The organism is Marinomonas profundimaris, assembly GCF_000508165.1.
Classification (GTDB): domain Bacteria; phylum Pseudomonadota; class Gammaproteobacteria; order Pseudomonadales; family Marinomonadaceae; genus Marinomonas; species Marinomonas profundimaris.
This window is the reverse complement of record NZ_AYOZ01000001.1, coordinates 296,668-323,561: the sequence shown is the minus strand read 5'-3', so window position 1 is coordinate 323,561 and position 26,894 is coordinate 296,668. Positions and strand designations below refer to the sequence as shown.

22 protein-coding genes are annotated in these 26,894 nt (G+C 41.8%); 14 read left to right on the top strand and 8 right to left on the bottom strand.

The genetic code is table 11. The annotated features are described in order from the left end of the window. Positions 1-53: 53 nt before the first annotated feature. Positions 54-2,909 carry an insulinase family protein gene (locus D104_RS20655; protein ID WP_024022530.1) on the top strand — a complete coding sequence of 952 codons (2,856 nt, stop codon included), beginning with the start codon at positions 54-56 and terminating at the stop codon, positions 2,907-2,909. Between the two features lie 48 nt (positions 2,910-2,957). Here the strand turns inward: D104_RS20655 and D104_RS20650 are convergent, their stop codons facing one another. Both D104_RS20650 and fabV read right to left on the bottom strand, forming a co-directional pair. Then, a complete protein-coding gene (locus D104_RS20650) occupies positions 2,958-3,500 on the bottom strand; it encodes a hypothetical protein (protein WP_024022529.1) in 543 nt (180 codons plus the stop codon). 105 nt (positions 3,501-3,605) lie between these two features. Continuing rightward, positions 3,606-4,808, bottom strand: a complete 1,203-nt coding sequence (gene fabV, locus D104_RS20645; protein ID WP_024022528.1) for an enoyl-ACP reductase FabV — start codon at positions 4,806-4,808, stop codon at positions 3,606-3,608. A 165-nt stretch (positions 4,809-4,973) separates the two neighbouring features. Here fabV and D104_RS20640 point away from each other — a divergent pair, with 165 nt between their 5' ends. Continuing rightward, positions 4,974-6,206, top strand: a complete 1,233-nt coding sequence (locus D104_RS20640; RefSeq protein WP_024022527.1) for a glycosyltransferase — start codon at positions 4,974-4,976, stop codon at positions 6,204-6,206. Positions 6,207-6,243: 37 nt separating this feature from the next. Here D104_RS20640 and D104_RS20635 read toward each other — a convergent pair whose 3' ends face one another. From D104_RS20635 to D104_RS20620, 4 genes are all read right to left on the bottom strand, one after another. Next, on the bottom strand, positions 6,244-6,456 hold the full coding sequence (locus D104_RS20635) for a DUF1289 domain-containing protein (RefSeq protein WP_024022526.1): 213 nt from the start codon (positions 6,454-6,456) through the stop codon (positions 6,244-6,246). 66 nt (positions 6,457-6,522) lie between these two features. Further along, positions 6,523-7,239 carry a YebC/PmpR family DNA-binding transcriptional regulator gene (locus D104_RS20630; RefSeq protein WP_024022525.1) on the bottom strand — a complete coding sequence of 239 codons (717 nt, stop codon included), beginning with the start codon at positions 7,237-7,239 and terminating at the stop codon, positions 6,523-6,525. 165 nt (positions 7,240-7,404) lie between these two features. Beyond that, on the bottom strand, positions 7,405-8,574 hold the full coding sequence (locus tag D104_RS20625) for an aminotransferase-like domain-containing protein (RefSeq protein WP_024022524.1): 1,170 nt from the start codon (positions 8,572-8,574) through the stop codon (positions 7,405-7,407). 139 nt (positions 8,575-8,713) lie between these two features. After that, positions 8,714-9,601 carry an acyltransferase gene (locus D104_RS20620; protein WP_031214398.1) on the bottom strand — a complete coding sequence of 296 codons (888 nt, stop codon included), beginning with the start codon at positions 9,599-9,601 and terminating at the stop codon, positions 8,714-8,716. Between the two features lie 238 nt (positions 9,602-9,839). On the opposite strand from D104_RS20620, the gene D104_RS20615 reads away from it, so the two are divergent. The 9 genes from D104_RS20615 (at position 9,840) to D104_RS20575 (ending at position 20,702) form a co-directional block, all read left to right on the top strand. Next, positions 9,840-11,246: an ATP-binding protein gene (locus tag D104_RS20615; RefSeq protein WP_024022522.1), complete on the top strand. Its 1,407-nt coding sequence runs from the start codon at positions 9,840-9,842 to the stop codon at positions 11,244-11,246. A gap of 18 nt (positions 11,247-11,264) precedes the next feature. Then, positions 11,265-11,942 (top strand): response regulator, encoded by a 678-nt coding sequence (locus tag D104_RS20610; protein ID WP_024022521.1) that lies wholly within the window; start codon positions 11,265-11,267, stop codon positions 11,940-11,942. Between the two features lie 17 nt (positions 11,943-11,959). Then, complete coding sequence (locus tag D104_RS20605; protein WP_084545979.1) at positions 11,960-12,916, top strand: AEC family transporter; 957 nt, start codon at positions 11,960-11,962, stop codon at positions 12,914-12,916. 277 nt (positions 12,917-13,193) lie between these two features. Beyond that, a complete protein-coding gene (locus D104_RS20600) occupies positions 13,194-15,044 on the top strand; it encodes an ATP-binding protein (protein WP_235075876.1) in 1,851 nt (616 codons plus the stop codon). Position 15,045: 1 nt separating this feature from the next. Beyond that, on the top strand, positions 15,046-16,416 hold the full coding sequence (locus tag D104_RS20595) for a sigma-54-dependent transcriptional regulator (RefSeq protein ID WP_024022518.1): 1,371 nt from the start codon (positions 15,046-15,048) through the stop codon (positions 16,414-16,416). Positions 16,417-16,552: 136 nt separating this feature from the next. Continuing rightward, entirely contained in the window at positions 16,553-17,440 is an 888-nt protein-coding gene (locus D104_RS20590) for a helix-turn-helix transcriptional regulator (RefSeq protein WP_024022517.1), read from the top strand. A 21-nt stretch (positions 17,441-17,461) separates the two neighbouring features. Further along, a complete protein-coding gene (locus D104_RS20585; RefSeq protein WP_024022516.1) occupies positions 17,462-17,998 on the top strand; it encodes a flavodoxin in 537 nt (178 codons plus the stop codon). Between the two features lie 257 nt (positions 17,999-18,255). Next, entirely contained in the window at positions 18,256-18,570 is a 315-nt protein-coding gene (locus tag D104_RS20580; protein WP_024022515.1) for a DUF3301 domain-containing protein, read from the top strand. 242 nt (positions 18,571-18,812) lie between these two features. Then, positions 18,813-20,702 carry a methyl-accepting chemotaxis protein gene (locus D104_RS20575; RefSeq protein WP_024022514.1) on the top strand — a complete coding sequence of 630 codons (1,890 nt, stop codon included), beginning with the start codon at positions 18,813-18,815 and terminating at the stop codon, positions 20,700-20,702. Between the two features lie 76 nt (positions 20,703-20,778). Here D104_RS20575 and gltX read toward each other — a convergent pair whose 3' ends face one another. After that, the gene (gltX, locus tag D104_RS20570) at positions 20,779-22,260 is read right to left on the bottom strand and encodes a glutamate--tRNA ligase (RefSeq protein WP_024022513.1); all 1,482 of its coding nucleotides are present in this window, start codon (positions 22,258-22,260) and stop codon (positions 20,779-20,781) included. A 361-nt stretch (positions 22,261-22,621) separates the two neighbouring features. On the opposite strand from gltX, the gene D104_RS20565 reads away from it, so the two are divergent. Continuing rightward, positions 22,622-23,785 carry a methyl-accepting chemotaxis protein gene (locus tag D104_RS20565; protein WP_024022512.1) on the top strand — a complete coding sequence of 388 codons (1,164 nt, stop codon included), beginning with the start codon at positions 22,622-22,624 and terminating at the stop codon, positions 23,783-23,785. Continuing rightward, positions 23,782-24,618: a hypothetical protein gene (locus D104_RS20560; protein WP_024022511.1), complete on the top strand. Its 837-nt coding sequence runs from the start codon at positions 23,782-23,784 to the stop codon at positions 24,616-24,618. The genes D104_RS20565 and D104_RS20560 overlap by 4 nt, the downstream gene beginning before the upstream one ends. On the opposite strand, the gene xni is transcribed toward D104_RS20560, so the two are convergent. Beyond that, entirely contained in the window at positions 24,602-25,393 is a 792-nt protein-coding gene (gene xni, locus D104_RS20555) for a flap endonuclease Xni (protein WP_024022510.1), read from the bottom strand. The genes D104_RS20560 and xni overlap by 17 nt on opposite strands. A gap of 121 nt (positions 25,394-25,514) precedes the next feature. Here xni and D104_RS20550 point away from each other — a divergent pair, with 121 nt between their 5' ends. Next, positions 25,515-26,747 carry a hypothetical protein gene (locus D104_RS20550; protein WP_024022509.1) on the top strand — a complete coding sequence of 411 codons (1,233 nt, stop codon included), beginning with the start codon at positions 25,515-25,517 and terminating at the stop codon, positions 26,745-26,747. Positions 26,748-26,894 lie beyond the last annotated feature (147 nt).

Below are 26,894 nucleotides of genomic sequence, written 5' to 3'. Positions count from 1 at the left end.
CCCATGCGGATCTTAAACCACAAGAACACACACCTATTGACGTAAAGAGTACAATGAGCGAAAGCAACATGGCGTATCAAAACCAAAACACAATCAGTGACAACATCCTAAAAATTCAGAATAAGAGCCTAACGGATAAAAACGACTATTACCTAACAACACTTCCCAACAACCTGAAAGTACTGCTTATTAGCGACCCGAAGGCTGAACGTTTTTCCGCTTCACTTTCCGTCAATGTCGGCAGCTTCCAAGACCCAAAACAACAGCAAGGCTTAGCGCATTTTTTAGAACACATGCTTTTTCTTGGCACGAAAAAATACCCAGAATCAGGAAATTATCAATCTTATATTAATACCCATGGCGGCTCACACAACGCTTACACAAGCACAGACACCACGAACTTCTATTTCGACATAAAGCCTTCTGCCTATGAAGGCGCCTTGGATCGATTCTCACAATTCTTTATCTCCCCTCTTTTTAGTGAAACACTCACCCAAAGAGAAAAAAACGCCGTCGACGCCGAATACAAAGCAAAACTAAAAACAGAAAGTCGCCGCAACACACAAGCATTGAAAACACTTATCAATCCCGAACACCCTTACAGTCACTTTACCGTAGGCAACTTAGACACACTCAAAGACAGACCTAACAACCCACTGAGAGAACAACTACTCAATCTATATAAAGACAACTACTATAGCGCCAACATGGCTTTAGTAATGGTTGCCAATCGTCCATACAAAGAAATGGCAGCATTAGCTCGCCATTACTTTTCTGAGATCCCAAATAAAAACAGAACGATCAAAAAAACAGAAAGCAGCCCGACGCTCATTCCTGTTGGTAAACCCCACCTACAGTTTGTTCGCTCCCTCATAGACAGCAACACTCTGAGCTTTTACTACCAAATTGATGCCCAACAACACAATTACAAAACACAGCCCACCCGCTATTTGTCGTATATTTTAGGCAACGAAAATAAAGGTTCTCTATACGCATCACTAAAATCAGAAGGCCTCATCAACGGTATATCGGCAAGCACAAGCCCAGACTATGAAGACAACGCCTTCTTCACAGTCAAAATACACCTCACCAACGAAGGTCTGGAAAAAATAGACACGGTAGCAAAGCGTTTTTTTTCCACCATTAGCCTATTAAGATCATCGCCAATTAATTCACTGTATTTAGAGGAAGGACTAAAACTCAGCCAGCTTAGATACCACTATCAAGGCTATGTCGATCCACAAAACCTAGCACGCTCTTTATCTGCCAGAATGCTCAAAATCCCTACAGAGGACATTTTGAGCAGCTTCCGCTTAGAATCTGTCGCAAGTAAAAAGCAACTTCGACACCTACTCCAACAACTAAACCCTGAAAACCTACTAATTCAGGTCGCCACAAACAAAAGCTTCCCAGAAAGCTGGGCCGTCGAAGATCAGGCCTGGAAAGTTGAACCTTGGTACCAAAGCGAATACAACAACAGCGCATTAAGCCAATTATTTTTAGATTTAATCAATCTGTCCGTCAAAAACACCCACGTTAGCCTCCCAGAAAAAAACAACTTCATTCCGGAGTCTTTAGAATTAATTGAAGAAACAGACCCCACACCCTCTATCGTTTTTCAAAAGGAAGGCTTTACCTACTGGAACAAATCGGATCCAAGCTTCGACAAGCCCGTCATGATGAACTTTCTTGGTATTCGTTTTAACCATGCCGCAGACACCCCTCAGCACACGCTGCTAAATAAACTATGGAGCCGGCTATTTAACGACAGCATTAGCGAGTCAACCTACGCGCCATTTGTCGCTGGTTTAGGCTATGCCTTTTACCCACACACAAACGGCGCCACCCTAAGAACCAACGGCTACTCAGACAAACAAAGCACATACATCACCTGGCTAATAGACCAACTTTTCTTATTCCGGCCAAACCTAGCTCGCTTCGAACAAGCTAAAATCGAACTACAAAAAGACCTAACCAATCAAAAAAGCAGACAGGCATACCGTAATGCAAACAGCGCGCTAAGCACCTTAATTACGAAAAACAGCTTCGCTACAACACAACTTGAAAACGCACTCACAAAAATTTCTTTCGAAGAACTTCAAAATTACACAAAAAACGCCCGCGAAGACTTTGATATCATAGGCTACAGCACGGGCAACTCAACCAAAAAGCAAACCCAAAAGCTTGCCGATTCAATTTATAAACGCTTTGCAGGACGCCTTACACCAAAAGAACCACAACAAATAGAAACCAAAAAACTTACTGCTCAGCAAAAACACCACTATCAATTCGACTCCACCAGCGACGACAGTGTCGTTTTATACACACTAATAGACACCAGCAAACAGACATCAACCACCAACAAAGCCATCAAAGAAAAAGCCGGCTTTGCCATACTCAGAAAACTAATCAGCAGCCCGTTTTATCAAGAATTGAGAACCAAACAACAACTCGGCTACATTGTTGGCGCGCAAGATCTCAGTATACGCAACACACCTATTTTAGGGTTACTTATACAATCACCTAACAAAGACGCCATAACCATTATCAAAGCCATAGAGACATTTTTAGAAGAACAAAAGGAAAGGCTGCACAACCTTCCAGAAGGCGAGTTTGAAGACGCGAAAAGCACACTACTAAGTGAACTAAGAATGACAGCAAAGAACTTAAGCGATAACGCCTTAAGCGAATGGCACCAAATAGCCAAACCTGAACCAGATTTTCAAACAAGAGAAGAATGGATAGCGAGCGTGGAGGACATTCAAAGACAAGACTTTGTCGCATTCATTAAGGAAAAGCTTCAATCAACTGACAGCGCAAAGATCATCATTCACAACAAAACATTCCCAATAGAGCTGATTGATCAACACAACTGGATTGAAGCATCACCTGATACGCCAAACCTATAGAACAAGTACGAGACACATCAGAAGAAAGAAACAATCGAGTAACTCCCCCTACCCACCAATGAGTTTATTCAGTTTTTCTTCGGCGCTAACAGGAGCCGATTTTGCACCCGAAACACCGTCAGGAGACACATTTTTTCCGATAGGAGAAAAATCCCCTTCATCCGGCGCTGCATTTGCATCAGACGCCTCACTAGCTCTCATTTGATCACCGAAAACCCCAATTTCCGGCATCATACGAAGACGTTTTTCTTGAATATCATCAGGAATATTGCCCGTAAACAGCACGGTAAAAGGCGCATCTTTTGTGCGTCGATTTACCTCGTCATATATCTCTTGTTCACGCTCTGCTATGGCATTTTCCTCTAAATAGGACGAGCCTTTACCGTCCCCTGAAACAACCACGTTAGGCCCAAGTGTTTCGATCGTTTTTTCTGCAGAAATAATCGACACCTCGTCACGCGAGCTAACCACAATTTGATGCTGAGTTCGTATAACTTGATTGCCATAAATAATATCAATAGGCTGAACTTCTATCGTTTGCGCATTTACACACAACGACAAAGCCGCTAGCAACCCCAATGAATGCTTCATAATCACCCCAAAGTAACGATCCTTTCACTATAAGAGATAAAAAGGCATAAAAAAAGGAGCACAAGCAGCTATGCTTGAACCCCTTTTCGCTTCTTCCACAAAAAGTTAAAGCGTAATAACGTCAAAGTCTGCTTCAGGGTTGGCTTCCGCATCGTAATCAACACCTTTCACGCCAAATCCGAACAACTTCAAAAACTCATCTTTATAAAGCTGATAATCTGTCTCTGCAAACAAATTCCCGTCATTAATTGTCGGCCAAAGATCTCGACAAGCCTGCTGAACATCTTCACGCAATTCCCAGTCATCCAAGCGCAAACGATTTTTATCATCCGTTAACTCCGCCGGATTAAGGTTGTTATAAAGACGTTCAGAGAACAAACGATAAATCTGATCCATACAACCTTCATGAATACCTTCTGCACGCATCACCTTGAAAACCATCGCCAAGTACAAAGGCATCACTGGAATCGCAGAAGACGCTTGAGTAACAACAGACTTCAACACCGCGACGTTAGCACCACCAGCTAATGGCGCCAGTTGCGCATTAATTACACCAGACGCACGATCTAAATCTTCTTTCGCTTTACCTAACGCACCGTGCCAATAGATTGGCCAAGTGATATCAGAACCGATATAAGAATAAGCCACGGTGCGAACACCTTTCGCCAGAACGCCAGCATCACTAAGAGCAGACATCCACAACTCCCAATCTTGCCCACCCATAACGGTCGTTGTTGCTGCCACTTCTTCTTCTGTCGCTGGCTCAATTTCCGCTTCGATGATGATGTCTTTATTGGTATCAATCGCGGTAGACTTGTAAGTTTCACCAATAGGCTTAAGTACAGAACGAATCACTTCACCGGTATCTGGCATTTTGCGCACTGGCGAAGCCAATGAGTAAACCACCATGTCAATTTCACCAAGGTCTTCTTTAATTAGCTCAATCACTTTCGCACGAGCTTCGTGTGAAAATGCATCACCATTAATGCTTTTGGCGTACAAGCCTTCTTCTTTTGCTACTTTGTCAAACGCCGCAGAGTTGTACCAACCCGCTGTGCCTGTTTTTTTCTCAGTACCTGGCTTTTCAAAGAAAACACCAATGGTTGCTGCACCTGAACCGAATGCCGCTGCGATACGAGAAGACAAGCCATAACCGCTTGATGCACCGATCACGAGTACTTTTTTAGGGCCATTTTCAACAACCCCTTTGCTTTTAGTGAAAGCAATTTGCTCTCTTACATTCTGCTCACAACCAACTGGATGAGTTGTTGTACAAATAAATCCGCGAATCTTTGGTTTTATGATCATAATAATCTTCTCAACGTCATGTTTTGCTTACGTCTTACCTGACAATCCCTGCAAACGAGGCAGGTAAGACAAATCTGTTCGCCATGATACAATAGCTAAATGAATATGTCCTGATTCTCGCCTAAATCCTGAATCTAAAACACCTTTTTTACCTGAGAAAACACTGTGCACCTACTTGTCATTGGCTATGTTTGGCCCGAACCTAACTCTTCTGCTGCCGGCAGCAGAATGATGCAACTACTCAACTGTTTTCATAAAAACCAATGGCAAGTTTCTTTCGCCAGTCCAGCCCAGAAAACAGAGCACATGGCAGACTTGTCTCAACTCAATATCCAAGCCGAGCATATTGAACTGAATAACGCCTCTTTCGACCATTACATTGCCGACAAAAAACCAGACATTGTCATGTTTGATCGCTTTATGATGGAAGAACAATTTGGCTGGCGCGTAGAAAAATTCAGCCCCGACACCCTACGAGTATTAAACACCGAAGATCTTCACTCATTAAGACAAGCAAGACATGTTGCACTTAAGCAAAAAAAACCATTTCAAACGGAAGATCTTTACAGCGACCACGGTATTCGTGAAATCGCCGCCATCCATCGTTGCGACTTAACGCTAATGATCTCTGAAGTGGAAACCAAGCTACTTATTGAGGAGTTTCAAGTACCGGACACCCATGTTTTTCACCTTCCATTCATGCTGCCATCGCCATCAAAAACAGAAGATCTCACCCCTTTTGAACAACGCCAACACTTTATCAGTATAGGCAATTTTCGCCACGCGCCGAATTGGGATGCTGTTCTGCAACTTAAAACAGAAATTTGGCCAAAGATTCGCAAACGCCTACCCAGTGCCGAATTGCATATTTATGGTGCTTACCCACCACCAAAAGCGACTCAATTGCACAACGCCAAAGAAGGCTTTCTAGTCAAAGGCTGGGCCGAAAATGCACAAGACGTCATGCAGAAAGCACGCATATGTTTAGCACCATTGCGCTTTGGAGCGGGAATAAAAGGAAAATTAGTGGAAGCAATGCAAACGGGCACCCCGAGCATTACCACTCACATTGGCGCCGAAGCCATGCATGGCATTTTACCTTGGAACGGTGTCATCACAGATGACATTGACACCTTCATTGACGCGGCAGTTTCTCTCTATGATGACAAAACAAGTTGGCAGCTGATGCAACAAAATGGCAATGAGATATTAGCGTCACGCTATCAAGCAGAAGAGTGGGAGCCTAAACTCATTAACAGGCTAACACTGCAAACAACACTTAAAGACAAGCTTCGAAAAAAGCACTTTATTGGGCTAATGCTTCGCCATCATAGCCTAAAAAGCACTCAATACATGTCGCAGTGGATTGAGCTAAAAAATGCAATAGAAGAGAAATAACAAAGAAGCGTTGAAAGGCCAAGTCATACAAGCAACGCTAGTTGCTAACGAATTGGCTTTTCGATTCACGTTCACGGATTTTTTTCATTACCGCGAGTTGAGATGCTTTATTCATACTACCCCACAAGCTAATTTCTTTGCCGGTTCGATAACAACCCACACAGACATCGTCGTCATTAAGCAAGCACAAGTTAACACAAGGGGATTTTACTTGAGGTCTAGGCTTGGCCATTTCATCTGCCTTTTCCATTATTTGATACTGCCTTTATTTAAAATAAGCGCTGACAATACGGACGCATCGTCAGCGCTTTTTGCATTAAAATTCGGCGTTATGATAAACGTTCTGAACATCGTCTAAATCATTCAATAGATCCAGAAAACGCTCAAACTGCTCCAACTCTTCACCTTCGATAGGCGATGTGTTTTGAGCAACAAATTGAATTTCATCTACGTCAAATTCAATGTCACCAAGCGCTTCCGTTAGTGCCGCTTTCGCCTTGCCGTAATCGGTGTTTGGCGCAAAAACAGTGACTTTCCCATCTTCTAACTCGATATCAGTAACATCTACATCCGCCATCATTAAGGCTTCAAGTACCACTTCTTCGTCATCGCCGGCGAAAACAAAAATCGCACTGTGATCAAACATGTGACTCACACTGCCTTGGCCGCCGATTTTGCATTTCACTTTGTTAAAGCAAGTACGCACGTCACCAAAAGTACGGTTTGGGTTATCAGACAAACAGTCGATAATTACCATGGTATTACCCGGACCAAAACCTTCGTAGCGAGCCGTATCGAAATCTTCTCCACCACCGCCTTTCGCTTTATCAATCGCTTTGTCGATAACGTGCGTTGGCACTTGATCTTTTTTCGCGCGATCAATGAGGGAACGCAACGCCAAATTGCCATTTGGATCAATACCACCGGATTTTGCACAAACATAAATCTCACGGCCGTATTTACTGTAAACCTTGGCTTTTTGATCAGACGTTTTTGCCATGGACTCTTTGCGGTTCTGGAAGGCTCTGCCCATTACATATTCCTATTCTATGCAGTCTTAAAAGCTAGATTCTAACGTGTCACCCAAAAAGAAGGAACTGCTTGCTCTGCATAAATAGTATAAATACCTGCGCTTAGCGGTATAAAAGCAGTAAGGCGAAAGCCTTTTAATGTATTAAACAGAGTACCGATGAACCAATCAGACCATAGAGCGTCGAATCACGCCCGATAAAATATGTATGGCTTGCTGAATTTCCTCCAAAGAAAGACGAGCAAAACTCAGACGTAAAAACGCATCCTCTTGCGAGTGTTTATTTGGAAAAAATGGTGTGCCAGGCAAAACTAACACTTTCTTTTCTAACGCTTCAGTCATTACTTGTTTAGAAGAAACACCGTCAGGTAGCGTCAACCAAAAAAACATACCTCCAGCGGGTATGTTGAATTCAACCCTGTCACCCAGCTCTGCAACCAATGCTTTTGACATGGCATCACGTTTTTCTTTGTAGGATTGCTGAAGCTTAGCGATATGCGCTGGAAACATTTCAGATGCGACAAACACTGCAATCATATTTTGCCCCAAACGATTAGTGTGCAAATCTATAGCTTGCTTGATTTTGACCAAATGAGACGAAAATTCAACGCTGGAAACCACATAACCGGTACGAAGCCCTGGCCACAATACTTTCGAAAAGCTTCCCATGTATAACCAAGGCGCCTGCTTTAACAAGGCCGTGATGGGAGTGAGGTCGACCTCTTCGTAACACAGGTCTCGATAGGGGTCATCTTCAATCAGCAAGACCCCTTTCTCATCCAACAAAGCAGCAATGTCTTTACGACGCTTCAGGCTATAACAATGCCCCGTTGGGTTCTGAAAATTTGGAATCAAATACACCGCTTTCGGGTTCGCATTTTCTATGGCATTCCGCAATGCTGAAACCGACATCCCTTCACTATCAGAAGGCACGCCCTGTACCTTGGCACCTTGCAATTTAAACACCTGACAAGCGGCAAGGTAGGTGGGTTGCTCTGTTAAGATAGTCGAGTTTTCATCAAGGATGAGACGACTGATAATATCCAAACCTTGCTGAGAGCCATTGGTCACCAACACATTATCAGGCGTCACGTGTAAACCTCGCTCCTCAACCAGTCTGGCAATGATTTCCCGCAAACCCTTTTCACCCTCGCTTGCGCCATATTGTCGACTATCGGTTAATTGCGCCAACGCAGGATAAGCTGGCATTAATTTTTCATCAGGAAGGCCACCAGCTAATGATAAAATATCGGGTTGCTGACTATAGTGAAGTAATTCACGCACCAATGAGGCTTGCATATTAATGGCGTGTGAAGTGAGTAAATGAGAGATGTCCATATTAAATGCCCCGAATACTGTTGAAACAAACAGCATCAGGGATTATTCATACAGAAAAAAGATACAATTTTCAGGTTTTTCAAGGATACAGAATCAAACCTTACACAGATGCTATGTAAGGTGTTTAATAGATGGAAACCTACTTTGTCTTTTCAGATTTTGTCATACGTTCTATCCGTTGATCCTTTTGACGCCACAACTCATTCACCCACTGCTGGAAATACGCTCTGTATTCCGCATCGTTTTGATAATCCCCCAGCAACGTATTTTCAATCGGCATCGCGCGGGCGTGAATTTTAACCTCAGATACTTTTCCGCAAAGATAATCAAAAAAACTGGGAATGCCGTCAGGATAAACAATGGTTACATCAATAAGCTGGTGAAGTTTACCGTCCATCGCATTCAAGGCAAACGACAAGCCCCCTGCTTTGGGCATCAGCAAATGCTTAAACTGGCTGGATTGTTGAGCATGTTTTTTAGTTGTAAAACGAGTGCCTTCTAAAAAGTTCATTATGGCGACAGGAAAGTGCTGGAATTTATCGCACGCTCTTTTGGTGATTTCTATGTCTTTCCCTTTTAGCTCTGGGCGTTTTTGCAGCAACGCAGGGCTGTAACGTTTCATAAACGGAAACTCCAATGCCCACCACGCAAGTCCGATAAATGGCACCCAAATTAATTCTCTTTTTAAGAAAAATTTAATAAAGGGAATACGACGATTAAAAAGACGCTGGAGAATCAGTATATCGACCCAAGATTGATGGTTTGCCGTCACCATGTACCATTCATTCAGTGAAAAGTCCTTTTCCCCTGATACGTCAAGAACAGCCTTCCCCAAGCAACGCTGATTCAAATTATTGATGCCAATCCACAACGTTGCTATTCGATCTAGAATAACGTTTAGCACAGCACGCACTGACGCGAATGGCATCACGCACTTACAGAGCGCCAAGACCATAACAGGAACAAAACAAATCAAGGTATTTATGACAATCAAAAAGAATGAAACAGAGCCCTTCAACACAGACATAACCAAACCCAAATACAAAAAATAGCGGGCAATAATAACAGGAAATTATTGATTAGAAATCCTCATTATTTACACTACAACCAAGTAGCCAGCTTTCACATTAAAACTGTATAGTAAACAGACGATTAGAACGATGAATGAACACATTCGATATTTAAGGTATTTTGACATAGTATCGATGACTAACAACCACCTGCACATTTAGTGTCGCAGAAACAATAGGATCTCAGCCTCATTTATGGCTATTACAAAAGGGTTAAAAATTCGGCACAAACTTTTTGCCGTTTTTGTTTTGAGTAACATCCTACTCATTGTATCTATGTGGCAAGTATTTCAATGGAGCTTCGATCGAGGTTTCGTCTCTTATGCGACGGAACGTGACCGCGACTTCTTAGAACAAATGGCCAACAGAACCGCCAACCTCTACATCTATTACGACGATTGGTATTTTTTAGTTCAAGAAAGTCGAATGGAGAGAGAGTGGCATCAAGCGAAATTAGAAAACCTTCGCGATTTAGTACCACCGCCTAGCACACCAAATTTGGATTTGATTTACCCATCGCAATATTACCGTCAGCGCTTTCTCTTATTCGATGAGCAACAAAAGCCCATCATAGGAAAAACTCGTTTCACTGATGCAGAAACCCATGCCGTCAAAGTAAACAAAAAAATTGTTGGTTACGTTGGCCTACGCTCCATTAGAGAGCTTGTTCAGGATCAAACGTTGCGCTTTGTTCGCCAACAAGGTGAGGCATTCTTACTTATTTCGGCATTCATGTTAGCCATTGCCGCGCTCTTAACTTGGCCTTTAGCTCAATGGCTCAGCCGCCCAATTATATCTATGCAGAAAGCCACAAAGAAGCTGTCTGCTGGAAAGTTTGAAACGAGAATCACTGTGAAAGGAGCGGACGAGCTATCAAGCCTTAGCTGCGACTTTAATAACCTCGCCTGCACGCTTGAACACACCAGAGAGGCACGTAAACGCTGGGTTGCCGATACTGCACATGAATTACGAACGCCAGTGGCCATTCTCAGAGGCGAAATTGAAGCGATGCAAGACGGCATTATAAAAGTCTCTCCCGAGAGCCTTGCTTCACTCCACCAAGAAACACTGCACATTGCGCGTTTAATAGACGATTTAAACCAGCTATCCATGCATGACATGGGCAGTTTGAGCTATGAAATGGACGATGTGCTAATAAACGACATACTGGAACAAACAGTTCAGTCAATGACACTCCCATTCAAAGAAGCCGGTTTGGGATTAGAGTTTGAATATTTGCAAAAGAAACCTATTGTTATAAATGGTGATGCGGATCGACTCCATCAGCTCTTTTCGAATTTGATGAATAACTCATTAAAATACACAAATTCGCCTGGCAAATTAATGATCAAACTCTGCAAGCAGAATAATAAAGTCGTTATTCTCTTCGAAGACACGGCACCCGGCGTTTGCGAAGAAGATAAAAACCGTATATTTGAACAGTTTTATCGAGTTGAAAATTCGAGAAATAGAGCAACCGGAGGAAGAGGCCTCGGCCTTGCCATTTGCTCTAATATTGTAGATGGACATCAAGGCGTGATAAACGCCTACCACTCTCAAGATGGTGGTTTAGGAATAAGACTAGAATTCCCCTTAAATTAATTTGGAATACATAATATTATGAGCAAAGTACTGATTATTGAAGACGAACCAAAATTAGCAGAATTAATGGCCGCGTATTTAGATCAAGCTGGCTACGAACACCACCACCTTGATCGCGGAGACATCGCGGTTAATTACATCAAAAACAACCAAGTGGACATTGTCCTATTGGATTTAATGCTACCAGGTTTGGACGGTGTGGAAATTTGCAAACAAGTTCGCCAATTTAGCGGTGTTCCTATTATCATGGTCACTGCAAAAGCAGAAGAAATTGACCGTTTAATTGGCCTTGAAATGGGCGCAGACGATTATGTATGCAAACCTTTCAGCCCGCGTGAAATTGTTGCTCGTGTAAAAGCAAACTTACGTCGAGTTGAGCTTGATCAAGCCGAATCACCAAGAACAGATGGTTTTGACCTAGATGTAGACCGCTTACGAGCAACCTACAAAGGCGAACTCATCGACCTAACAACGGTTGAGTTTCAATTACTTCAATTACTTATTAAAGAGCCCGGCCGTGTGTTTGGCCGTGACCTTATTATGAAAAGTATTTATGCAGACAGTCGCGTCGTTAGTGACCGCACCATTGATAGTCATATCAAGAAACTTCGCAAGAAAATTTCTGCGGTAGCACCAGAATTAAATGTTATTCACTCTGTTTACGGCGCAGGCTACCGCTTCGAAAACAACGATTAATACACTCTCTCTAAGGAATGGCGTTGAACAACTTTTTAGACGTATTGGTGTTTTCTTTCTCTATTACCATGCCAATATTTTTAATATTGGTATTAGGGGTTGTCCTTTACCGCATTCGAATCATCAATGATAACTTCATTGATGTTGCGTCTAAATTGGTGTTCAACGTTACTCTTCCTGCTCTGCTTTTTATTAGCATTTCCAAGACAGACTTATCCAGTAACACTCATTTTTCGTTAGTGATTTACGCTATGGTTGCGGTTACTCTTAGCTATTTCATTCTCGATTTCATCTTGTCCATTTGGGAGCCAGATAAGGCCGATAGAGCCGTTTTGGTTCAAGGCGCATTTCGCTCCAACATGGGAATTATTGGGTTGGCGTATTGCGTCAACGCTTACGGGGATGAGGTTTTCTCTGTGGCATCGGCGTATCTTGGTGGGGTCACCGTACTCTTTAATATTTTGTCCGTTATTGGCCTAAACCGTGCGTTAGGCGGAGAGACTAATATAAAAGGAATTCTGAAAGGAATCGCAAAAAACCCTCTTATTATTGCCATTTTAGCGGCTTTTTTGTCGTCACTCACCGGATTTACATTACCGCAAACCCTCCACAAAGCCGGAGATTATTTTGCTCAAATGACACTGCCTTTAGCATTATTATGTGCAGGCGCATCGTTAAGCTTCAAATCATTAAAAAGTGGTATGCTGGGCGCACTAATGGCGTCGGTAGGAAAATTGATTTTTATTCCTTTTGCACTAACGCTTGGCGGTTACCTATTAGGCTTTAGAGGGATGGAACTTGGCGTGCTATTTTTGATGTCATCCGCTCCCACCGCGTCAGCTAGCTATATTATGGTTCGGGCGATGAATGGTAACTCTGCTCTCGCCGCCAACATCATCGTGATTACAACCATCGCTTCCTTGATTAGTACCAGCATTGGCGTTACTTTGTTACGCAGCTTTAACCTAATCTAATAAAACCCTGCACTGATTGATCATAAAAAGGGTAGCGAGACTCTCTTTGATTTCACAATTCCGCAAACATCGCCTTTTTTTTCTGTCCCTCGGGGGCGCCGTACTTACTCTTCTCTTTTTTGGCGTCAACACCATCGCCTATCAAACACTGATTATAAGCAAGCATTCTGAAGGACAGGACCAGCTACTTGATTACGTCATTGAATTAAGAAATGAATTAAAAAATTACCATATACTGCCCTACGCTCTCGCGGATAACCCAACATTATTAGCGTTTATGGACAATCCAAACAATCAGGTACTAGAGCAACGCCTTCAGCGGCAATTAGAAGATTTGACTCATGTTTCCAAAACTCAAGATTGGTTTATTCTGTCAGCTCAAGGCGATCTGCTTGTTTCAAGCGAACAAACATCCCATTTTTCTTTAGAAAACTATTTTAACAAACAAGACTTAAGCAATGTCCTGAAAGAGCAGCAAGGGGAATACATTCTCGTCTCAGGCTACGACCCCCAGCAATTTAAATCTGCTCACCTCGTACTTGCTCCCGTGTATACATCAACAGGGCTAGCTGGTGCAGTTGCGGTTAAAATAAATGTCAGTGATTTAATTGAGCGCTGGAACCTTCACGAAGACATTGTGGTCATGACAGACCAAAACAATCTAATTTTCTTAGCCAATAGACTCAACCGGCTCTTAGTAAGCGATTGGTTAAACAATCATACTGACGTCCAATTTTTAAACAAAACCCGTTCAAAAATCTATCACCTCAACGGCGAAAACTATCTTTTGCAGGACGTCACATTAGATGACCTCAAATGGCATATTCATTACCTATCTAACTTAAAAGGCATACAAAGAAAGGCCCAGAACATTGCGTTCATTAGCCTAGGCATATTCGCATTAATCTTTCTATTTTGGCTCTATCGTCGGGAACGCTCCCTTAAAATTGCCTCTAAATTGGAAAACGAAATACTCATTGCAGATAGCGCTCAGCGCCAGCGCGTATTAATAGAGAACACACACGTCGGATTGTTACAACTTACTAAACGGGGTGAAATATCTTTCGTAAACCCGATGGGGCTGCGTTATTTCGGACAAAGAGCACAACTTAATGAACATTACTTATATGAGTTTTTACCTGACTGCTTAGAAAACCAAAGCGCCCTCGCCTTTATTAAATCATTACCAACACAAGAAATAGAAAACGCTGCACTTACAACCAACCTGCTAGAGCAAGAAGTCATCCTACAAAAAGACAATGGACAAACCTTCCCTGCGTTGCTTTCTGTATCCTCTCTTAAGTGGAGTGATTCACAAGGCTATCTGGTGACACTGATCGACATCAGCAAACGTAAAAAAGCAGAACTCAGTTTATTAGATGCCAACTCCCGACTGGAAGAACGCGTTCTAGAAAGAACAAAAGCGTTAGAGGCTGCACAAAAAGAGCTATTAAGAACAGAAAAGCTCGCCGCAATAGGACAAATGTCCACCGCCATTGCTCACGAACTTAATCAACCATTAACCGGCATAAGAACATTAGCCTATACCGCCGAGCTGCTACTAAAACGTCAAGACTCAGAACAAGCCTTGAAAATACTCATTGATTTGGAGTCCTTGGTGGTCAGAATGCAAAATCTCACCAGTGAATTAAAGGTACTGGCTTATCGAAGACCTGAGCAACTAACACCTACGTCCGTCAAAGAATCTTTGCAAAGAGCCATTGACGGTCTTGGGGACGAGGTTCATGGCGTTCACTGGGAAATAAAACTAAACGATTTAGATAAGGTGATGGCCGAACAGACCAGATTGGAAAGAATATTTTTAAATCTAATCAGCAATTCCATTCAAGCCTGCTCTGAACGAAACATCACACCCAGTATTAAAATATCTCTGCATACCCATGACGAGCAAATAACCATAAACTATCAAGACAATGGCCCAGGTATAGAAAAAAATAAAGTAACTCATATTTTTGAACCTTTTTTTACCACAAAGCCCATAGGCAAAGGGTTAGGGCTTGGACTTGCCATCAGCGCAAACCTCGCGAAAGATATGAATGGCACACTCACTGCACACTATAACGACAATTCGCAGCTGATATTTCGACTAACTCTGCTTAAGGCTTAACATGGAAAATAACACGAATAACCAAATTGAAATTTGGTTGCTTGATGATGACGACATCGTTCGCTCAACAACCGCTCAATGGTTACGCCTATCAAACTATGCGGTAAGAGAGTTTCAAGAAGCTCAGGCGTTAATTAACGGCTTTCAGACTGGCCTACCTTGCATCATTGTTAGTGACATTCGTATGACGCCCATTGATGGCCTTACCCTAATGAGTAATTGCCTAATCATCGAGCCAGAACTGCCTTTTATCCTGATTACGGGTCACGGTGATATTGATACCGCGGTAAACGCGTTACGCGACGGCGCATTTGATTTCCTTGAAAAGCCCTTTGATCCGAATCGATTACTGCAAACCGTCGAAAAAGCCATTCGCCTTAGAACCGTCCAGCTGCAACATGCTAATCAGTCACAATATCTCGGAGACCTCCATGGCTTGGAGGAAACCATCATAGGCCAGAATGAACAAATTATTCGAGTCAGGCAACAGATCCACACTTTTGCCAGCATGGACACGCATGTCATTGTTTATGGTAAAACTGGCTGCGGCAAAGAACTGGTCGCAAAAGCGTTACACGACTGCAGCCCTAGAAAAACAAATCCTTTTGTGGCAATCAACTGTGCCGCTATTCCGGCGGAACTGTTTGAGAGCGAACTTTTCGGACATGAAGCCGGCGCCTTTACGAGTGCAAACAAACAAAGAATCGGTAAACTCGAGCATGCCAGCGGTGGTACTTTATTTCTCGACGAAATAGAAAGCATGCCACTTGCCATGCAAATTAAATTACTGCGAGTCTTACAGGAAAATCAACTAGAACGCGTTGGCAGTAACAACACGATAAAAATAGACCTTCGTGTCGTGGCGGCCGCAAAAAGTGATTTGCAAACTCTAGAAAATTTCAGACAAGATTTATTTTTTCGTCTTAACGTATCGCAAATTCATCTGCCAGATCTCCGCAATAGAGGCTCAGATATCCCTCTACTTTTTGAGCATTTTTGCCGCATGGCAGTCAAAGAACGTGGTGGAGATTTTAGGCAACTGAGCCCAATAGACCATGAGACTCTGACCTTATACGGATGGCCTGGGAACGTACGCGAACTTAGAAATGTAGCGTTACGCTATGCTTTAGAACCCAACACAAGTGTGGCTAAAATTTTAGCGGGTTACCAAGCTCAAGACGACATCGACACCATCACGCCTCTCCCGCTCAGCGTTAAAGTACAAGAATTTGAACGCAGCTTAATCGAAGCCAGTATTCGTCAACAAAAAGGCAACATACAACTTGTGTTAGAGCAGCTTCAATTGCCAAGAAGAACACTCAACCAAAAAATGCAAAAATATGGCCTAAATCGAACCGATTACCTAGACTAACCCCACATCACACCATCATATCGCTTAAAAATATTAAGAAAGTGATTCTCATATATATATTTTAATGAGAATCACTTGCATTAATGGTTAAAAAACTTTTTAATGATAACCATTATCATATTAGAGGCGACATACAATGCAAATCGACATGCGCAACGTGTATGACAACACTGGAAAAATCACAGAAAAAGTTTCGCCATGGCTATCTGGTCATAAGCAGTTGCTCGCTCTGCTACCGAATTTGCAGCTACTTAACCAGCACCTAAGTAGCACTACCAATGTCTCTATTCAGGAAGAAGCGCAAACAGGGCTCTACTTTTCGTTCCTAGGCACTAAGCCTATAAAAACAGCAAAAGATATAGAGTCTGTACAGATTTCATACCAGCCTAAAAATATCAGCGGTCAATTTTTTATAGAACAAGGTAAAGAGCACAGCTTATTGCAAGCACGCATCAGTCCAGCCCACTTAGCGTCGGTCTTGGGCGAAACAGAAGATCAGATTATTCAACACTTCAGCACGATGCGTGACAAGTTAGGAAATGACAATGCCGTCATTCAGCTCCCTGTTACAGAAAGAACCACGGATATCATAAAACCAATTTTGGCGCACAAAGGCCACTCTATCAGTTTAGCGGGCCATTTATATTCTCTTATTTTTACATTAATAGAACAGCTACAAATGCTTAGTCATTTATCGCAATGTGAAGATTGCCAAAGCAAGCTGTTTCACGCTCAGAACCTATTAGAAACACCAGAGCATGACGCAATTAATATCCAACAATTAGCGCAAAAAGTTGGCTTGAATACAGAAGCACTGGCTATCGGTTTTCATCTAATAGTGGGACAATCTATTGAGAGCTACGGAGCACGTAGCCGTATTAAATATGCAGCAGCCCTACTGAGACAAGACCCTGCCGCCAAACTCCATATTGTAGCGCAAAGCGGTTTTTCAGAAGACCAATTTGAAGCGGCCTTTATTAAACACTTTGGTGTAAGTAGCCACCAATATGGACAAATTCATTAAGTAATAGGAACAGCATTAAACATGGCTCAATCATCCATCGCCCTTATTTATGGCACAGATACAAATAACACAGAAGAAGTTGGACACAAGATTGCTAAACAATGGGAAGATCTTGGTGAAACAGTAGATATATTTAACATCAAGGACATAGAACTTAGCCAACTTGAGCAATACTCCTTACTCATTTTAGGCATCCCTACTTGGGACTTTGGTGGTATTCAATCCGATTGGGAAGATATTGGAGACAACTTAGGTGAGCTCGCTCTAGGCGATACAGCAATCGCCTTATATGGGCTAGGTGATCAATTTGGCTATGGCGATTATTTTGTAGATGCCATGGGATGGTTATACGAAAAACTACTACCAACAAGCGCCACTTTTATCGGTCAATGGCCGACAGAAGGTTACGACTTCGAAGCATCAAGAGCTTGCGTTCATGATAAAGAAAATTTTATTGGTCTCGCAATAGATGAAGATCAACAGTTTGAACTCACTGATGCTCGTATCGAGCAGTGGGTTATCCAACTTTACGCAGAAAGAGCAGTAGAAGCTGCATAAATCATCACCTGACTGGCCATTGTATAGAAGCAAACGACTCAAATTTGGTATACCAAACATTCGCTGCCCTGAATGCCCAAATTTAGCTTCTATCAATGAGATGATTTACAGTTTGCTCTACACAGCGTAAAGAACGTGGCTACCTCTCCTTTCTCTCCTGCTTGGAGGTAGCCACGTATTTCTTTCTCTAGCCACTGTTTTTTTCTAACCACAATTCGCTATGATATTGGACTCTCACTCATTTATAGTGGATCTGCATGAACCTACAACTTTCCGACATTGTCATTCTTTTTCTAGTCTTTACCGTCATTTATTCATGGTGGCGAAACGCATCCATTCGAGAACAAGCACTTATCCAAGTAAAAAAGCACTGTGAGTCTCTCAATTTACAATTATTAGAAGGCAGCGTTGCTGGGGAAGAATGGAAACCGGTTTGGCATCATGGGCAAATTAAAATCAAAAGAGCATACAAATTTGAGTTTAGCTCAAGCGGTGTCGCTCGTTACCCTGGAAAAATAAGTTACTTAGGACAACAACAGATAGGGATGTGGTTAAGCCCACACGACTTCTAAGCTGACACACCATTTTACAAACTTACAATTCTTTAAACGCTAAGTACTTATGCATAAAGAATAAGGTCAATATATCCATATTTTTATGTCATTTAATTGCAAATAAGGCCATAGTAGAAATAGAATGGTTAAGTAAATATTTGTAATGCTTTGATGGACATGAGCATAAGATAAAAAGTATCCGCTATTTCTTATCTTAACGTCTATCGTTAAATCTATAATAAAAAAGTGCAGGATAAAATATGTTGGCAAACCTTAGTTTTCGCACCAAGTTGCTCTCCTTACTGATTGCAGCTATTCTTGGATTCGTTGTTGTAACTGCTGTTGCTTTACAAGGATTGAATGTACAAGAAACCTCCTCATCGAAATTTGAACGCCTTACCTCCATAGACAAAGATCTCTCCTTAGTTGTCATTACCTTAATGGAAGAGTACGAAACCCTTTCAAGCATCGACAACAGTTCTTATGAAAGCTTCCTTGAGCAATTAAACACTGGGCACGATGAGTTCACTGCGACATTAAAAAAAGACACGGGTACCGTTCAAGACCCGAATATTAGAAAAAACCTCGACAACATCGCTATATCACTAAACAACTACAGTGACGCGTTAAACCAATTGGTAACCCAAAGACAAAAAGTAGGTTTTAATGGCTCTTCTGGTCTAAAAGGTGAAATTTCACAATTGGGAGAAAGAGTCACAGAAGAAATTTCATTCTTAAGCCTTGTTAAACAAGAGTTCCTACCCGTACGTGAAGCGGAAAAAAACTTTATATTTGAGCCAGTCCAGGCAAACAAAGACGCCTTTATGGAACGCTTTGAGAAGTTTAACAAGCGCGTAATAAATTTTGGGCTTGAGGAGCGATTTGGCGAAGTCATTAACCAATATTTTTCTGCTGTTAATAATTTCGATCAAGAAAACCAACAGCTAAAAAACCTACAATCAAATTTTTTAGCAAGCAAAGAAGACTTTAATCAGACTCGCTTAGTTGCCGTGGACTACATGCAAAAAGCCGTCATTGATGCACGCCAACAAGCTGCGGCCAGCTCTAAACAAGCAAGCATTAGCTTAATTATTGTAAGTATTATTGTTGCTGTCGTCGCGGCCCTCATGATGATGGGTATCGGAAGCAGCGTTAACAAAACGCTTAATCAAATTATTACAGATTTAGGCAAAGTAAAAAGTGGCGATTTAACCGCCCGCTTGCATGTAAATGATAAACGTAATGATGAATTCGATTCTTTGTGTAGCTCAGTCAATGAAATGACCAATGGACTTGGCGCCGTTATTGGCGAAGTCGTTAGCACCACTCAAGGTGTGAATGGAATGGTAGCGGAGCTCAACAAATCGGTAACCAATATTGCGGACAGTAACCGTTCAGTCAGTGAGCAAACCAATTCTTTGGCCGCTGCAACAGAAGAGATCTCAACCACTATTTCTAGCATTTCTATCACGACAGAAGACCTCAGTAGCCAATCTCAACATACTTATGAGTCAGCAAAAGTCGGTGCAGAAACAATAAAAGGTGCGCTATCTAACCTTACAAGTACTATCAGCGTTGTGAATAAAACCAGCGAGCAGCTAAATGAGCTTGGCCAACTGTCGAAAGACATCGACAACGTCATCGGAATGATTAATGACTTGGCAAATCAAACCAACCTACTTGCGTTAAATGCAGCCATTGAAGCAGCACGAGCGGGTGAAGCAGGACGCGGCTTCTCGGTTGTTGCAGATGAAGTTCGTTCTCTTGCTGAAAAAACCGTCGACGCAACCGCAAAAATCACTGATATTGTAAGCACGATTCAATCGTCTACTCAAACCGCCATTGAAACAATGCAGAGCGGCCAAGAAAGCCTACACGCTATTGAAACATTTAGTGAAAAAGCAGAACTGGCTATTCGAGAAATTGAGCAAAACGCACAAACAAGCTCAGCGTCATCAGTCGATATGGCTCGCTCTATTCAAGAGGTGTCTAAAACAGCCGTACACATGAGTGAAGAAATGGACAAAATTGCACAACAACTGCAACGTGATAACAGTTATATCAACAGTATTGAAGGCAATACGCGTGACATACATAATCAGGTAAGTAGTTTAGACAAAAAGACGAGTGTATTTACCACTCGTGCTTAGTAATTGCATAAAAACTAAGACGAAAAAAAACCGGCCTTGATAGCCGGTTTTTTTTACTTTAACAATTCACTAATATTTATAAATCTGCGAACTCTTTTTCCCAACGCTTCGCTTCTTTCTTAGATGGCCCGCCCAAAACGTTTACCGCAGTACGCATTCGCGCACGGGAAATATCAGAACCTAAGATGGCCATAGAATCAAAAACAGAAACAGACGCTGTTGTTCCAGATATCGCAACAAACAATGGCGCAAAAAAGTCTTTCGGCTTAATTTCCAACGTTTGCGCAAGGGTTTTCATTTCATTGAATATTTCGTCTTTTTCCCATTTATTTAATGCTTCCAAGCGCCACAAAGCAAACTGCATAGCTTTACGAAGTGCTTCTTCTTCTATTTTGACAGAAGCAAAATCTTCTTTCGTAATTGGCAACATACCTTTCAAGAAAAATCCTGCGACATCTGCAACATCAGAGAAAGTTTCAACACGTGGAATCACCAACGGAAGAATTTTCATCAAATATTCTGGATTAAGCGCCCATTCAACGTATTTCTGAGCAAAACTCTCTGGCGTCAAATTCTCTCGAATCCACATACCATTTAGCCAACTCAATTTTTCTACATCAAAAACTGGACCACCCAAAGAAACACGCTGAATATCAAATTGCTCAATCATTTCATCTAATGAGAATTTTTCACGCTCGTCAGGCATCGACCAACCCATACGACCAAGATAGTTAATCACCGCTTCAGACATGTAACCCATACGTTGATAATACAAAATACTGGTCGGGTTTTTACGTTTTGATAACTTTGATTTGTCTGGATTTCGGAGCAACGGCATATGACATAACGTCGGCATATCCCAACCAAAATATTGGTATAACAAAATATGTTTAGGCGCAGAGTTAATCCATTCTTCACCACGGATCACGTGGGTAATCTTCATTAAATGGTCATCAACTACGTTGGCCAAATGGTAAGTAGGCATACCGTCTGCTTTAAGCAACACTTGCATGTCTACCTGAGCCCAATCGATTTCAATGGTGCCGCGTAGCATATCTTGAACGACACACGTTCCCTCTTCTGGGATTTTCATGCGGATAACGTAAGGTATGCCAGCATCAAGCTTAGCTTGAACATCTTCTGGCGTCAGGGACAAAGCACGACCATCGTACTTTTGTGGCAAGCCCTGCTCTTTTTGCTCAATTCGCATTTGATCCAACTCTTCCGTTGTTTCAAAAGCGTAAAAGGCATGCCCTTTATTCACCAACTCCATTGCGTATTGACCGTAAATATCACCACGCTCACTTTGACGATAAGGTCCGTATTCACCACCAACATCTGGACCTTCTGCCCAATCAAGCCCTAACCAGCGTAATGCGTCTAAAATCATTTTTTCAGATTCAGGCGTGCTACGAGTCTGGTCTGTGTCTTCAATACGTAAAATGAACTTGCCGCCCATTTTACGTGCGAACGCCATGTTAAACAGTGCAATATATGCGGTGCCTACATGCGGATCACCCGTTGGTGATGGCGCAATACGTGTTCTAACCTCTGACATAAAAATCTCATTTATCCGTTATCTGAAATGCCGCCATTATAAGCCTCTCAGCGTCTATGAGTAAGAGGTCTATCGCATATTTTCGAGTTAGAAGTTTGATATTTTTTAAACTTCAGTTACCCAACCGCATAACGCACTCCAAAAAAGCACGCCCTAAAAAGCAAGCACCAAGAGTGAGCGCCTTAGAGAAACACCCAACGTAAACTAAAATTTTCTATCAACAGCGAGCCGATTAGACCTCGCATGAATAAAGGGACTGGAATAAAAACAACCATAAACTCTGTCATGGTCTATTTATTGCTGTAAATAGAAAAACATTATTAAAAAAAGAACGAAAAAATCAGTAATAAGGACCCCCTCTATGCTACTGACCCCAGGCACTATTTTGATTGCAGCTCTGCCGTATTATGCTCGCTTACTTATTGTCATATTACTCGGTACTATTACCATTTCAGCTACATTCATCCCCGGTATTTTTACTCAACCTAATATACCAATTACATTGTGCACAATGTTGTTAGTGTATTTTTCAATGTCGACCAGCAAACTAACAAAACAGCGAGTAAAAGAACTCTCCCGATATTTAACCAATGTAGAGCAAACTTCCGTAATAAAACTGTCCTATAACGACTCCGAATTTAATGGATTAGCAAATCATATTAACGGGCTATTACGGATACTAAGCAGACGTGAACACCTATTACAAAGTTGCTCTCAAGAAACACGCTATACCGCAACAGAACTTCAAAACTCATCCAATGCGGTCGCCGATGGAGCACAAGAAGAATATTTAGCGCTAGATGCCTTGCTAGTTACGAGTAAAGAAATGAGTTTAACCATCAGTGATATTCTTTCTCGAATCAATTCAACATCAGAAACCGCCAGCCTTACAAGACAACAATCTGAAGAAGGTCAAGTGGCGTTAGAGGAACTAAAACAGCATATCAATGACATGCAAGCTAAGGTCAGTTATAACCAATCACAAATGACTCAACTCATTAAAGTCACGCAAGACATCAGCAGCTTTGTTAGCACAATTGAGCAAATCACATCGCAAATTAACCTACTGTCCTTAAACGCTTCGATCGAAGCAGCAAGAGCAGGCGAAGCTGGAAGAGGTTTTGCCGTGGTCGCGAATGAAGTTCGATTACTGGCTGAAAATACCGAAAAAACCGCTCAAGACATCAGACTATTAGTGTCTTCTATTGCCGCTCAAGTTCAAACGTCAGAGCAAACAAGTCTAGAATTAATGGAATTCTCTACGAGCGTATCGAGCGGGTCAGATAAAGCCGCTTCTTCTTTAATCTCTATCCATCAAGCCGCCCAATCTACTCAAGAAGAAATCCACCATTCAACCCTTCTAATCAAAGAGTTCGATTCCGCCAACACAAAAATGTGTGATCGATTACAAAACATCGCTAGCGTTAGTGAGCAGCACAGCCAAGCCAGTCGAGACACAAAAGACATGGTGAAATACATGGAATGGCTTTCTTCTCGATTAGAACAAAAGGAAACAGAAGTATGATGGTAACCAGTCTCTTCGCTCTAACCTGCATCACCATAATTCTACTCGCCTTTGGGCGCTTAATATGGTCAAAGAAAGCGTCTAAGCGGCGCGCAATCACTGGAATATCTGGCATTACATTATTCATTGAATTAATCAAAATCACACAACAGCATAGGGGGATGCATTCTGGATTTCTGAATGGAAATCTAGAATTTGAATCAAAACTCATCAGTCTCGAATCAGACATCACCAAGCTCTACACCAGCTTGCTCAAATTTGAAACTGAGAACGCTTATCCACCTTCGATCAGCACGCACTACCCATACAAGCAATGGCAGCGCCTAATAGACAACAATACACTTAAAAGTGCAGAGAGTTTCCAATTACACTCGGGTCTTATTGCTCGTCAATTGGATGCCGTGTGGGATATGTCTGATGAATTTTCATTAACATCCAACCACCAAGAACACATACAAAATTCGGCTCAGCAACTGGTTAAAACCTTACCAGAATTGGCAGAATCACTTGGCCAAGTCAGGGCATTATCCGTGCAAGTAGCTTCCAAACATGAAATGAGTGCCGACAAAAAATTACAGCTATTATTTACCTTAGGGAAAATAGAAGAACACCATAAAAAACTCACTACATCACTCCCACAAGCAACCGAAAAACGACTTATTGCTTTTATCCAAGAAATAAAAAACAGCATCAATCATTCAACATTGGATAAGCAAAACCCCGATGCAATCTTTGAGGAGGCCACTCAAGTTATAGATGAAATTTTCGTCTTTATTTTTGATGGTTTTGATTCTTTAAAAACAAGTATTAAAGACATCAAGGTCTTGTTTTAGCAGAATACCTAAGCTGTGAAAGGCGGACACCAACATCAACGTCCGTCTTTAATGCAACGAGTGACCGAGATTGCAAACATTGCTCATAACCGCCCGCTAACATGGACTGAATACGTTCTGAGAAAAACGTTAAATTCGCATATATTTCTTCTATCGTAGGAAAGCTATTTATGATGGTGAGCGCTGTTTTCGGACCGATTCCTTTCACTCCTGGAATTCGATTGGTGGTATCGCCCACTAAAGCCCAATAATCGACCAATTGATGTGGTTCAACACCATATTTTCCAGGCACCCAAACTTTGTCATAACCTAATTTGGCAAAATAATCGTATTGAAGAATACGCTCATCATCTAATAGCTGAGTAAAGCCTTTATCGGTAGAAACAATATAAGACTGTACATTGTTATGCGCTGCTTTGACCGCTAACGTCGCGATCAGATCATCAGCTTCCCAACCATCTAATCGTAAACATGGAAAGTGATTAAAACGGAAAACTTTCGCAAAATCAGGCAAAGCGTCCAGCAGTGCATCATCCATTGGAACGCGGCCTAGTTTATATTCAGGGTACAGTTTATGGCGCCATGTTTTGCCATTAGAATCAAAAACAACAACCGCATAGGATGGATTAAATTGATCCGCTAACTTCACTAATGCGTCGATGGCAATACTTTGCGTGCGTTCAACTCGACGTACTAAATCCTGTTCAGACTCTAATGCAGCATAAAGACGTCGAATCACATTCAAACCGTCAATAATCAGTAATTTTTTTCCCACTCCAAACCCTTATTTTTGCTAGATTAGATTGCAATCATATAAAGTTATTAGGTTACCATGAGTGAGCCTACTTCACGATAACGAGTATGATTGAATACACACAAACAAAAAGGACTCTTTGATGAAAAAGCTATCTACCGATTTTTACATAACAGCTTTTTTAGCGGTTGTTATGATTCGCCCTGCTTTTGCAGAACCCATAAGTGCGGTTATTGGGCTAGAGAACAGTCAGATCGTAGAAAACAACCAGCCTCTTAGTCTCACGCCTAATATCGGTACATTGATACCACTCAGCGACGCCTTTTCACCGATTACGTTTTTACAGAGCGCCAATAATGCAAACTGGTTTGATGAAGTAGGCAAAAAAATCCGGGTAGAACACAAACAAAGAGACTTAAACTACACAGGCTTACTCACCAAAATTGATCAGGACACGGGCAACTTTTCACTATTGGTTCATGAACGCCCAACCACATTACCGATTAGCGATTTCTATATAATTCCTCTTGAACAAACAGATAAACCAACGGATGTAATGGCTTCATTCCCCGTCAGCTATCAAACAGGACAATTATCGTGGACACCTCAGCTCAGTCTAATATTTGATAACGACCGTGTTTTAGTCTCTCAACAAGCGCTTTTGCATAACAACTCAAATACCAATATTGAAATACAAGACAGCCTGCTGCATTACTCTAGAAGCTCATCGCCTCGACTCTTCAAAGCAGAACGAAACACCCTAGCAATGAGCACAGCACAACAGGACGTAAATTACCAAGACAACGAAATTAGCTTATCGCTTGGCCATCACCTCATCGCAATCGCGCCTTATTCAAACACGCTTTATGCTTTGCCAAGCAACCACTCTAAAATAGACAAACAAACACACACCGCCAATGTTTACACTCACCAAAACAGTTCAGGAAGAACAGATCTGGATTTTAACAACAAGGTTACTTTCACCTTAAAAAAAGACGGTCTTCCAGGGCAATACCGAACATTCTGGAAAAGAAACAATCTTCTTATTCCTGGAAATACAGTTACATTAAATACCGTTCGCGCAGACTACCCACTGAATATTGTCACAAACAAAAGCCAAGATATAACAGGCTATCTAACGTTAAAAAGTGCGTCTTCACAAAAGCTTCCGAGCACGCAAGTATGGGAAGTAACCATAGAAAATCACGCCAATAAAGCGCAAAGCTATTCAGTAGAACAAAACACGAACGGCATTATAGAGGTGTTGGAAGGAAGTAATGCGGCAAAAGCAAATGCCAATAGCATTATTGTTGCTGGTAAAATCAAAGCGAATTCGAAAAAAACGATTACGTATAAAATTGAATTAAAGAACTAAACTTTTGGAATGGAAGAAGAATCGCACTGAAATAACCACGACTCTTGCGTTAATTTTCCACAATCGAAGCCTATTCAAAGTATTTCGTTATGATATGGTCAATAGTCATAATAGATATAGCGAGAATGGCACTGCCACAAGCGAAAA